Genomic DNA, 11,675 nt, shown 5'->3' on the forward strand with positions numbered 1-11,675 from the left:
CCGGCCAAGAAACGACAATAAAAAAGCCCGCGCTCATCGAGCGCGGGCTTTTTATTTGGCGGAGGGGGTGGGATTTGAACCCACGGACGGTCTCCCGTCGCCGGTTTTCAAGACCGGTGCATTCGGCCACTCTGCCACCCCTCCAGACTGGCCAGCAATAATACATGAGCCCGTTTGTCAGTCAACGACCACAACCCTTGGCGATCGACAACTGTTGGAAAGTTGACCAGCTAACCCGTGTTACGCCTTGTATTGGCCAAAAATTCGGCGCTTGGCGCGCTCGTAACGCTCCTTGCTGATCGCTCCGCTGCTTTGAAGGCGGCGATGCTCTGCCACTTCCACCGCCAGACGCTCGCGCCCTGCCGGCAAATGATTCCAGGCTTGCTGGCCTCGCTTGGCCAGGATGCCAATCAATTTTTGCAGTCGCTCCGCATCTGCCCGGCATTGGCGCAGCTCAAACAAGGCAATGCGGCCGTGCCTGCTATAAAAGATCCAGCGGTTTCGTTGCTTGCGGCGAGCAACAACCATAGAGAGTGCAGTCCAGATAGCGCCACCGGCAGCCACCGGCCACAGTTGCAGATAAGCCCCTGCCAGAATCGCCACTCCGCCGAGCACAGCAGAGGCCCAATAAGGGAGGGCAAGCTCCACATCATGGGCCGGCTTCGGATCAACAAAAGCCAGATTGAATACCACTGCAGCGCCTTTACGTCGGGCCACACGGCGATATTCAACAAACCTGCCATTAAAAAGCGAAAGGCTGCAGGCGACACCTGATTTCGGTGTGAACACCAGCTCCACTTTTCTGTCGCTTTGGTCCGGTACGGCCACCAGTTGGGCCTGATCAAGCGCCGCAGGGACGCCCTGGAGTTCTATCTGCTCTTCACGGGGTGCAATGGATAGTGTTGTCATAGTCAATGTGAACCTCCCCCAAACTACGAATATAGTATGAAAATTCGCCGTCAGGTCCCGAGATTCGGTTCACAAAGCCCGAATTTCACTCAACCGCGCGAAAAATAGCTTACCGCTATAAAAAACAGTAGCTTAGAGAATCCGGTTTCCCTTGATTTTGCGCCCCGCGCCCTTATCATCACAGGTACCATTCACAAGGATGATCCAGATTATGAATAACCCGACCAACCCCTACTCTACTCCTCAGCAGCACGGCATGGCCGTCACGGGAGAACGTGCGGCTCAGGTACTCAAAAACACCTACATGCTGCTGGGGCTGTCACTCATCGTGGCCACAGGTGCCTCGTGGTTTGCCATGTCCAGCAACATTGGCTTTATCAATGTATGGGTCACTATTGGCGTGTACTTTGGGCTGTTGTTTGCTACCAACATGCTGCGTAACAGCGCCTGGGGCATTCTTGCCGTGTTCGGTCTGACCGGCTGGCTGGGCTTCACCACTGGCCCAATCATCAATATGTACGCTCAGATTCCGGGTGGTATGGAGATTGTCACCACCGCTCTCGGCGGCACCGCCTTCATCTTTGTTGCCATGTCAGCCATTGCGCTGGTGACCCGCAAGGATTTCAGCTTCCTGACCAACTTCATCATGATCGGCATTCTGGTGGCTTTCGTTGCCAGCCTCGCTAACATCTTCTTTGGTATCCCGGCTCTGAGTCTGGCGGTTTCCGCTGCTTTCGTGCTGCTGTCTTCCCTGCTGATCATGTGGCAGACCAGCGCTATCATCCACGGCGGTGAAACCAACTACATCATTGCCACCGTGACCCTGTTTGTGTCCCTCTATAATCTGTTTATGTCTCTGCTGAGCATTCTCACTGCCCTTGGCGGCGACGATTAATGCAGTTTGCCCTTCTGGTCAACGCGGCGGCGGATTCCCCCGCCGCCTTGACCGCCCTGCACACCGCCAAAGCGCTACACACCCACCCCGATCATCATTTCTACCGTCTCTTTCTCTACGCCGATGCCGTGCATCTGGCCAATTGTCATGCCTGGCGCGGGGATGGCGACAACGCCAATGCTGCTCAGCAGTGGCAGCAATGGATCAAGGAAAGTGGCGTTTCGGCTGAAGTCTGTGTCGGCGCGGCCCAGCGCCGTGGCATCGTGTCCGATGAGCACGGCCAAACACTGGCAGACGGCTTTGTACTGGTCGGACTTGGCCAATGGGCCGACGCCATGATCAACGCTGAACGAGTACTGCAGTTTGGCTAATCAGCTCTATATCGCCAGCGCCGCCGCCCCGTTCAGTGACCGCTTTCAGGAAATGCTGGACATGCTGATGACCGGTGCCGCCTTTGGTTTACCCACCACCCTGTGGCTAACTGATGGCTGCCTCGCGGCCTTGTCGGCAATGCCGGACAATGCTGCTCTGCATCAGCTGGCAGACTTCGGGGTTCGATGTGTCGCCAGTGACACCGCCCAAGGATCCGGCATACCGGTAGAGAGCCTCAGCGCTCACGACCTCAAGCGCCTTCGTGACGACTGCAAACAAGTCCTGGTGTTCTAACATGCTGCATCTGATTGGACTCAAACCTGACGATCGCGCCAGCATCGATAGCTTCCTTACCCTCTATCAGCCAGATGACATCTGCGTGTTCACGGATGCCGGCTTGATGCTTGCATCCACGTTAAAACTTACCGGCAAGGCTTATCTGTTGGCGCACCCCCACATAGTGGTTAGCGACAGCGGGTTTGAGCAAATCGACCATACAGCCCTGCTTGAGCTGGTAGCCAGGCATGGCCCCGCTACCAGCTGGTACTGACGCGAAGCCCATAGCGAGTTCCCAATGACAGAACATGCCTTTGCTGAATATGTGCGCACCCTGGGGCGCGGCAAACGTGCGCGCCGCAGCCTGAGCCGGGAAGAGGCCCGAGATGCCATGGAGATGATCCTCGATGGCAAGGTTGAAGAGGTGCAACTAGGCGCCTTTTTGATGCTGCTGCGGGTGAAGGAAGAAACCCCGGAAGAGCTGGCCGGCTTCCTTGATGCTTGCCGCAAACGCTGTGACGACTCACTGGCGGATTTTCCAGCTGTGCAGCTCGATTGGCCCAGCTACGCCGGAAAGAAGAAGCACCACCCCTGGTACCTGCTAGCCACTGTATTGCTGGCAGATCAGGGCATCCGCACCTTGCTGCACGGTGGCCCGGCGCACACGCCCAATCGGGTTTACACCGACGAATTGCTCCCTGCCCTCGGCCTCAAGGTAGCCTCCAGTGTCGACCAGGCTGCCGAGCATCTGGAGGAACAGGGGCTGGCTTACCTGCCGATTGAGCAGTTTTGTGCCCCGCTCTCTTATCTACTGACCTTGCGCTTTTATCTGGGGTTGCGCTCGCCCATCAATACCCTGGCGCGCAGTCTTAACCCGGCACGCGCACCGCTTTCCATGCAGAGCGTTTTTCATCCTGCCTATATCGCGCTGCATCAGGGGGCTGCAGAACTCTGTGGTGACCGTGATCTGCTCCTGTTCAAAGGGGAAGGCGGCGAACTGGAAATCCGTCCCGACGCACGCACCAGCATCACCGGCATTCGCCATGGCGAAGCGCTCGAAGGTGCCGTTTTGGACAACCTAATGCCACGCCACGCCCCGCCGGGTTCTCCCAATGCAGAAGCCCTGAAGCAAGTCTGGCGCGGTGAGACGAAAGATGAATACGGTGAAAACGCTGTCATCCAGACTGTCGCCGTGGCGCTGTGGGGGCTGGACAGAGCGGAGAATCTGGAAGACGCACAAACAAGGGCCGCTGAACTCTGGGCCAGCCGCGACCGATCCCGGCTATAGCGACCATCCCCCCGCAGGAGCGGCGCTTGAGCCGCGAATTCAGGCCCTGGAGAAGGAGAAAAGCTTCGCCAGGGCTGACCTCACCTTCGCGGCTCAAGCGCCGCTCCTACAAAAAAATCGCTTTTACCGTCTCTCTATCGCTTGCAGGCAAGCTCCCACAGAAGCACAAAAAAGGCGGAGATGCCCTGAGGCATTTCCGCCCTACGCCAGATCTCTGCAACCTGGTTTTTTCATGGTTTAGCTATTAATTATTCACTATTAACTATTCATTGCTCTTTTTGAACCAGCCAAACTTCGGATGCAAACTAACAACGCTGCCCACAATAATCAGCGTGGGAGCATGAATTTCCCGGCCTTCGATATCATCAGCCAGGGTCTCCAGCGTCCCGGTGATCACTTCCTGCAGATCCGTGGTGCCGCGGGATACCAATGCAATCGGCGTATCGCCTTTGCGTCCATGGGCCATCAACTGCTCACATATCTGACGCAGCCCTACCAGCCCCATGTAGAACACCACGGTTTCCGTTTCACTGACCAGATGCTCCCAATCCAGCGTGACGGTACCGTCCTTGCGATGACCGGTGACAAAGCGCACTGACTGGGCATGATCCCGGTGCGTCAGCGGGATACCACCGTAGGCTGCACAACCACTGGCAGCAGTAATCCCCGGCACCACCTGAAAGTCGATGCCCTCCTGAACGATGAGATCAATTTCTTCACCGCCCCGCCCGAAAATGAACGGATCACCCCCTTTCAGACGACAGACTTTCTTACCCTGTTTAGCGTAGTGGACCAGCAATTCATTGATGTTGTCCTGAGGCAGTGCATGCTTGTCGCGGGCCTTGCCCACATAGACCAGCTCCGCATCACGGCGGGCCAGATCCACAATCCCCTTGCCTACCAACCTGTCGTAGAGCACCACATCGGCCTTTTGCAGCAAACGCAAGGCTCGGAAGGTGAGAAGATCCGGGTCACCAGGGCCTGCCCCGACGAGATAAACCTCGCCTCGGCTCAGCTTGTCCGCATCTGCATCCGCAATCGCTTCGGCCAGCAAGACTTCTGCCTCGCTGTCCTTGCCCGCAAGAACCTTTTCAACAATGGGGCTGTCCAGTGCTTGCTCCCAGAACAAACGGCGAGCGCCAACATTATCCAGTTTGTCTTTGAGCGGCTGACGAAAACGCGCCATCAGATCGGCCAGCTTTCCCCAGCGAGCTGGCAGTGAGGATTCCAGCTGACTGCGCAGCTTTCTGGCCAGTACCGGTGAGGCACCGGAAGAACTGATGCTGATGAGCACGGGCGAGCGATCCACGATGGCGGGAAAGATGAAGTCGCCCAACGAAGGGTTGTCCACCACGTTCACCGGCACATTGCGCGCACCAGCCAGATCGGCGATATGGGCGTTGACAACACTGTCATCCGTCGCGCAAATCACCAACCCGCAGCCGTCCAAATCAGCATCTTTGAACGGCCTCAGCAGAAGCTGGCCACCCGAATCTGCCACAATTTGGCGCAACTCATCGCACACTTCCGGCGCAACAACATCCAGAATCGCACCAGACCGGTGCAAAAGACGACCTTTTCGCAAGGCTACTTCGCCGCCGCCGACCAGCAGGGCCTGTTTGCCCTGCAGTCGCCAGCTAATTGGCAGGAATTCCATGACTGCTCCCAGGTTCAGTGAGCCGGGAGCGTATTACTGCAAACGCTCCAGGCCTCTCATATAAGGGCGCAATGCCTCAGGCACCGTGACGGAGCCGTCCGCATTCTGGTAATTCTCAAGAATGGCTACCAGTGTACGCCCTACTGCTAGACCAGACCCATTCAAAGTGTGTACCAGTTCTGGCTTGCCGGTCTCGGGATTACGCCAGCGAGCCTGCATTCGGCGTGCCTGATAGTCACGAAAGTTGGAACAGGAGGAGATTTCCCGGTATTTCTGCTGACTGGGCAACCACACTTCCAGATCGTAAGTTTTGGTAGAAGAGAAGCCCAGATCGCCACCGCACAAGATCACCTTGCGGTAAGGCAAATCCAGCTTTTGCAGAATGGCTTCAGCGTGGCCCGTCAGCTGCTCCAGGGCCTCATCAGATTCCTCAGGACGGACCATCTGCACCAGCTCGACCTTTTCAAACTGGTGCTGGCGGATCAGGCCGCGGGTGTCCCTGCCGTGGCTGCCGGCTTCTGAGCGGAAACACGGCGTGTGGCAGGTAAACCGACGCGGCAATGTGTCTGCTTCAAGAATGTCTCCCGCCACCAGGTTGGTCACCGGCACTTCAGCAGTCGGGATCAGGTACAGTTCCCGCTCGCCCTGCATTTTGAACAGGTCTTCCTCAAACTTGGGTAGCTGGCCCGTGCCTCGCAGAGCTTCCGGGCCTACCAGATATGGCACATAGACTTCTTCATAGCCATGCTCGCTACTATGGATGTCGAGCATGAAGTCCACTAGCGCCCGATGCAGACGGGCCACGCCGCCACTCATTACCGCAAAACGGGTACCGGACAGTTTGGCCGCATTTTCAAAGTCCAGTGCGCCGCCCTTGAGGGCCTCGCCTACATCAACATGATCCTTTGGCTCGAAGTCGAAACTTTTCGGCGTCCCCCAGGTGCTGACCTCAATGTTGTCGTCCTCATCTGCACCTTCCGGAACGCTGTCCTGTGGCACATTGGGAACCCCCATGAGAAATTCGGTTATCTCGTCATGGATCGCCTTGGCTTTTGCCACTTCCTGATCCAGCTCTGCATCCAGGGTCTTGAGGGTTTCCGCCACCTGGGCCTTCGCCTCATCCACATTCATGCCGGACTGGATCAACTGCCCTACCTGCTTGGAGGCTTTCTTGCGCTCTGCCTGAAGGTCCTGGGAACGCACGTCAGCCTGCTTGCGCTTGGCATCCAGTGCAGAAAAAGCGTCCAGGTCCAGGCTGTAACCACGTTTGGCCAGCGCCGCTTTGATGGCTTCGCCGTCCTGACGCAGGGCACGAATATCCAGCATGTTTTACTTACTCCAAAATCGAAAGGCGAGATGCAAGTGACAAGTTTCAAGTTGCAACGCGATGAAGATTGGCCGCTAGCTGCAATTCCATCTCCGCGTTCAAACGCGGGCAGAAACCTACAGCCGCACTCCTCGCTTAACCCGCGTTGCAACTTGAAACTTGCGACTTGCTCCTCATCAGTTATTCAAAAATCAGTCGCCCGACTGCCAATCCCAATCCGGCGAGCGTGACGCAAGCCAGCACCGAAGCTGCCGCATAACCCGCAGCCAGATCCAGCGCTTTCACTTCCACCATCCGCACCAGCTCGAAAGAGAACGTGGAAAAGGTCGTCAGGGCGCCAAGCATGCCCGTCATGATGGCTAGCCGCCAGGCTTCACTGCTGGTCAACGTGGCCAGAGCCACCGTCAGCAACCCAAACAGAAAGCTGCCAAGCAGGTTTACCGAGAAGGTGGCCCAGGGCCAGGCTGGCATGGTCGGTACGCCAAGCCACAAGGTCGTGCCGAAACGCAGGCAAGCCCCGGTTGCTCCACCGGCAGCGACCGCCAACCACGGCACCAACCCTACATCAGCCATCGGCATCCCCTTTCCCCTTCCCTTCCTGGTAGCGTTGCCAGTCACTCTGGGCATTACGCTGCCTCAGGCGCGCCAGTTTTTCCCCCACCTTGATCTCAAGCCCCCGATTCACCGGCTCATAAAGCCGCGTCTCGCGCAGGCTGGGCGGGAAATAATTCTCGCCATCCACAAAGGCATCCGGGAAATCATGGGCGTAATGATACTCGGCTCCGTAGCCTTCGTCTTTCATTAGCTTGGTCGGAGCATTACGCAGGTGCAACGGCACCTCGTTGGTGGGCTTTTCGCGCACCAGCGCGCGAGCCCGGTTATAAGCCATGTACACCGCGTTGCTCTTGGGCGCCACCGCCAGATAGGCGATGGCCTGAGCGATGGCCAACTCCCCTTCCGGGCTGCCCAGGCGCTCTTGTACATCCCAGGCTTGCAGACACAACGTGAGCGCTCTGGGATCCGCATTGCCGATATCTTCGCTGGCCATGCGCACCACACGACGAGCCAGATAGAGCGGGTCACAGCCACCATCGAGCATACGGGCAAACCAGTAAAGCGCCGCATCCGGGTCAGAGCCGCGTACCGATTTGTGCAAGGCGCTGATCTGGTCATAAAACAGATCACCGCCCTTGTCGAAACGGCGCACCGCATCCCGCAAAACCTCACTCATCAGCGCCGCATTGATCACTGGCGCTTCGCCTTCGGCAAGATCTGCTGCCACTTCCAGCATATTGAGCAGACGACGGGCATCTCCGTCGGCATAGTTCAGGAGCAGCTCGGCCGCATCATCCTCTACCGTCATGCCGTTCAGACGAGGCTCTTTCAGCGCCCGCTGCAACAGGCCGGACAGGTCTTCCGGTGCCAGCGAACGCAGGCGATACACTCGCGCCCGTGACAGCAGCGCATTGTTCAATTCAAAGGATGGATTTTCAGTGGTGGCACCAATAAAGGTGATGGTGCCGTCTTCTACATGAGGCAGGAAGGCATCCTGCTGTGACTTGTTGAAGCGATGCACTTCATCCACAAACAGCACGGTGCGACGCCCTTGAGCAAGGCGAATCTGCGCCTGCTCCACTTCAGCGCGAATATCCTTTACCCCGGACAACACCGCAGAAAGGGTCACAAAGGCGGCATCGACAGCCTGGGAGAGGATTAATGCCAGGGTGGTTTTGCCTGTGCCCGGTGGCCCCCACAGAATCATGGAGTGGAGCTGACCACGCTCCAGGGCCTGTCGTAGTGGTTTGCCGGGCCCGACAAGATGCTGCTGGCCCACATAATCATCCAGGGTGGCAGGACGCAAACGCGCAGCCAGGGGCTGCGCTTGTTGGGCGTTGTCGGCGGCAAACAGATCGTTCATTACTGTTCGATGATGTCAGTCCCTTCCGGGGGCTGAAACTGGAAGAGCGCGGCATCAATGCCTTTGTTGATGGTCAAATCCCGGAAATCGATGATGGTTTTCTGTCCCAGGGCATCCTGCAAACGCATGGAATGAGGCTGCTCGCCAATGAAAGACACATCCAGCTGATCAAACAGTGGATCTTCGCCTTTTGGGGTCAACCTGTAGGTCACTTCCGCACCATTGCGATCCTGTTCGGCAATACTGAAGGCCGCCGCCACATCTGAGGGTTTACCACTGAACAACAACGCAGGAGTTTCCCCCAGGTCATTACTCAGTGGACGGACTACAACCTGCTCCAGGTCCTCATCGTAAACCCAGACAGTCTCACCATCAGAAACCGCCAACTGGGAGAACGGGCTGGTGGTAGACCAATAGAACCGGTTGCCACGGGCCACCTGAAACGAGCCTTCCGCCTGTTGCATGTGGGTGCCGCCTTTATCCAGCACCATCTGCTCAAACCCGCCTTTCAGGGATTGCAGTTTCTGCAGACGATCCAGCAGATCCTCGGTGGCGCCGGCCCAGACCAGAGACGGAGCCAGTAGCACCGCCATTACCAATTTACGCATCAAATCTCCTTGTGCAGGACGGTCGCTGTCGCACTATTGCGCACTTATTACACAGGGGGAGGCGCAATCACTTCCCGCTGACCGTTATGCCCTGCTTCTGTCACTACCCCGGCCATTTCCATGGCTTCCACCAAACGGGCGGCACGGTTGTAGCCAATTTTCAGTTTACGCTGTACCGACGAAATTGAGGCCCGGCGGGACTGGGTCACGTAGGCTACCGCTTCGTCGTAGAGCGGATCATTTTCATCATCCCCGTCGCCACTGCTTTCCATACCGGGCATCGGAGCGTTGAGGTCTGAGCCGCCATCAAGAATTTCTTCCAGATAGTTCGGCTCACCGCGCTTGCGCCAATCGTCACAAACCCGGTGCACCTCTTCATCTGAGACAAAGGCACCGTGAACTCGTTCCGGAACACTGGTGCCGCCGGGTAAATAAAGCATGTCACCATGCCCCAGCAGCTGCTCGGCACCACCCTGATCCAGCACCGTGCGCGAATCAATCTTTGAGGACACCTGGAAACCAATACGGGACGGCACGTTGGCTTTGATCAGGCCGGTGATCACATCTACGGAAGGCCGTTGCGTGGCCAGAATCAGGTGAATCCCTGCGGCACGAGCCTTCTGGGCAATTCGCGCAATCAACTCTTCCACTTTTTTGCCGACGATCATCATCATGTCGGCAAATTCGTCGATCACAATCACGATGTAGGGAAGATGCTCGGCCAAAGGCGCCTCTTCCTCCAGGTTCATCGGGTCTTCCGGCTTCCAGAGCGGATCCTTGAGTGGCTCACCTTTCTTCTTCGCGTCATCAACCTTGCGGTTGTAACCAGAGATATTGCGCACGCCCATCGCCGCCATCAGCCGGTAACGGCGCTCCATCTCGCCGACGCCCCAGCGCAATGCTCCAGCGGCTTCCTTCATGTCCGTCACCACCGGGGTCAAGAGATGGGGAATGCCGTCATAAACCGCCAGTTCCAGCATCTTGGGATCAATCAGAATCAGGCGAACATCTTCAGGGTTGGACTTGAACAGCATGGAAAGCAGCATGGCATTCACGCCCACTGACTTACCGGAACCGGTGGTACCGGCCACCAGCAAATGCGGCATCTTGGCCAGATCCGCCATTACCGGATTGCCGGAAATATCCTTGCCCAGTGCCATGGTGAGCGGTGACGGAGACTGATCGAACATCTGTGTTCCGACCACTTCCGTGAAACGGATCATTTCCCGCTGCTCGTTGGGAATTTCGATCCCCACAGTGGTTTTACCCGGGATGACCTCCACCACACGAACGCTGATCACCGCCAACGAACGGGCCAGATCCTTGGCCAGATTGGTGATTTTGGACACCTTGATGCCGGGTGCCGGCTGAATTTCAAAGCGGGTAATCACCGGGCCAGGCTGAACGGCCACCACTTCGGCTTCGATGTTGAAATCCTTGAGCTTGATTTCAAGCAGCCGGGACATGCCCTCCAGCGCTTCTTCCGAGTAGCCGCCCTTGGCTTCTTCAACCGGGTCCAACAAGCCGATCGGGGGCAACTCGCCGGTGACTTCCGTCGTAAACAGCTTCTGCTGTTTCTCCTTCTGGACCCTGACGCTTTTTTCCACCGGCTTGGCGGGTTGGGCAATTTTCACCGGTTTGCGGGTCTCTGCCTTCTTGCGGGCCTCCTCAATCACCTTGGCCCGCTTCTCATGGGCATCTTTCTTCTGCTTCTGAGCTTCACGCTTCTGCTTGCGCGCCTGCCACCAGGCCGGCAGTTTCTCGAAGGCATCCATGACCAGTGCACCCAGTCCTTCTGCCAGCGCAATCCAGGAAAGGTCGGTAAAGACCGTCACCCCGATCAAAAACAGTGCCACCATGACCAGGGTGCCGCCCAAGGGGTTAAAGCCATCCAGCGCGGCCTGCCCCATTTGATGGCCAAGAATGCCTCCAGCTCCTTCAGGCAGATGATCCCCGACGCTGAAATGCATGTAGGAGAGCGCGGTTCCCGCCAGCATAGTCAGCACAAACCCGACCAGGCGAAGACTGAACAGCGGCCAGCTACCGGGCAAACCCGCATGGCGCTCTTTAAGCACCTTGCCAGCCCAGAAAGCCACCAGTACCGGAAACAAATAAGCCATGAAACCAAACAGGCTGAACAACATATCAGCACTGAAGGCCCCTGCCCGCCCGGCAGCATTGTGCACCGCATTGGTGTGGCCCACGTAGGACCAACCGGGATCTCGGCTGTCAAATGTGACCAACGCCAGCAGCAGATACGCGGACAGCGCAATCAAGGCAATTACTGTGCCTTCGACCAGCCCGCGCTTGAGATGACGGGAAAACCCGGACTCTCCTTGCCCGGCTACGGTTTTGCTCACGCCTTGCCCCTATAAATAATGTTCCAGACACTTTATGAAAAAGTGACGATAACAAATTGAAATTA

General features: G+C 57.2%; 12 protein-coding genes and 1 tRNA gene. 5 read left to right on the plus strand and 8 right to left on the minus strand.

The features are described from left to right. Positions 1-56 precede the first annotated feature (56 nt). Positions 57-144 (minus strand) — tRNA-Ser (locus Y5S_RS05560). A 96-nt stretch (positions 145-240) separates the two neighbouring features. Next, complete coding sequence (locus Y5S_RS05565; protein ID WP_156107596.1) at positions 241-915, minus strand: hypothetical protein; 675 nt, start codon at positions 913-915, stop codon at positions 241-243. A 205-nt stretch (positions 916-1,120) separates the two neighbouring features. Between Y5S_RS05565 and Y5S_RS05570 the strand changes: the two genes are divergently transcribed. The 5 genes from Y5S_RS05570 to Y5S_RS05590 are packed head-to-tail and all read left to right on the plus strand — an operon-like array spanning position 1,121 to position 3,740. Next, positions 1,121-1,804 (plus strand): Bax inhibitor-1/YccA family protein, encoded by a 684-nt coding sequence (locus Y5S_RS05570; RefSeq protein ID WP_035231105.1) that lies wholly within the window; start codon positions 1,121-1,123, stop codon positions 1,802-1,804. After that, the gene (gene tusD / locus Y5S_RS05575; RefSeq protein WP_035231106.1) at positions 1,804-2,175 is read left to right on the plus strand and encodes a sulfurtransferase complex subunit TusD; all 372 of its coding nucleotides are present in this window, start codon (positions 1,804-1,806) and stop codon (positions 2,173-2,175) included. Before Y5S_RS05570 ends, tusD begins: the two co-directional genes overlap by 1 nt. Beyond that, positions 2,168-2,470: a hypothetical protein gene (locus tag Y5S_RS05580; protein ID WP_035231108.1), complete on the plus strand. Its 303-nt coding sequence runs from the start codon at positions 2,168-2,170 to the stop codon at positions 2,468-2,470. The genes tusD and Y5S_RS05580 overlap by 8 nt, the downstream gene beginning before the upstream one ends. A gap of 1 nt (position 2,471) precedes the next feature. Continuing rightward, positions 2,472-2,726: a hypothetical protein gene (locus Y5S_RS05585; RefSeq protein ID WP_035231110.1), complete on the plus strand. Its 255-nt coding sequence runs from the start codon at positions 2,472-2,474 to the stop codon at positions 2,724-2,726. Positions 2,727-2,750: 24 nt separating this feature from the next. Beyond that, the gene (locus Y5S_RS05590; protein ID WP_035231112.1) at positions 2,751-3,740 is read left to right on the plus strand and encodes a glycosyl transferase family protein; all 990 of its coding nucleotides are present in this window, start codon (positions 2,751-2,753) and stop codon (positions 3,738-3,740) included. Between the two features lie 262 nt (positions 3,741-4,002). Here Y5S_RS05590 and cysG read toward each other — a convergent pair whose 3' ends face one another. From cysG to Y5S_RS05620, 6 genes are all read right to left on the minus strand, one after another. Beyond that, positions 4,003-5,397: a siroheme synthase CysG gene (cysG, locus tag Y5S_RS05595; protein ID WP_035231115.1), complete on the minus strand. Its 1,395-nt coding sequence runs from the start codon at positions 5,395-5,397 to the stop codon at positions 4,003-4,005. A gap of 33 nt (positions 5,398-5,430) precedes the next feature. Continuing rightward, on the minus strand, positions 5,431-6,723 hold the full coding sequence (gene serS / locus Y5S_RS05600) for a serine--tRNA ligase (protein WP_035231117.1): 1,293 nt from the start codon (positions 6,721-6,723) through the stop codon (positions 5,431-5,433). A 181-nt stretch (positions 6,724-6,904) separates the two neighbouring features. Beyond that, positions 6,905-7,303 (minus strand): fluoride efflux transporter FluC, encoded by a 399-nt coding sequence (locus tag Y5S_RS05605; protein WP_052041419.1) that lies wholly within the window; start codon positions 7,301-7,303, stop codon positions 6,905-6,907. Next, positions 7,290-8,642, minus strand: a complete 1,353-nt coding sequence (locus Y5S_RS05610) for a replication-associated recombination protein A (protein WP_035231121.1) — start codon at positions 8,640-8,642, stop codon at positions 7,290-7,292. The genes Y5S_RS05605 and Y5S_RS05610 overlap by 14 nt, the downstream gene beginning before the upstream one ends. Beyond that, a complete protein-coding gene (lolA, locus tag Y5S_RS05615; RefSeq protein ID WP_035231123.1) occupies positions 8,642-9,250 on the minus strand; it encodes an outer membrane lipoprotein chaperone LolA in 609 nt (202 codons plus the stop codon). Before lolA ends, Y5S_RS05610 begins: the two co-directional genes overlap by 1 nt. 47 nt (positions 9,251-9,297) lie before the next feature. Beyond that, positions 9,298-11,610 (minus strand): DNA translocase FtsK, encoded by a 2,313-nt coding sequence (locus tag Y5S_RS05620; protein ID WP_035231125.1) that lies wholly within the window; start codon positions 11,608-11,610, stop codon positions 9,298-9,300. Positions 11,611-11,675: the final 65 nt, after the last annotated feature.

It is taken from the genome of Alcanivorax nanhaiticus, assembly GCF_000756665.1.
Classification (GTDB): Bacteria; Pseudomonadota; Gammaproteobacteria; order Pseudomonadales; family Alcanivoracaceae; genus Alcanivorax; species Alcanivorax nanhaiticus.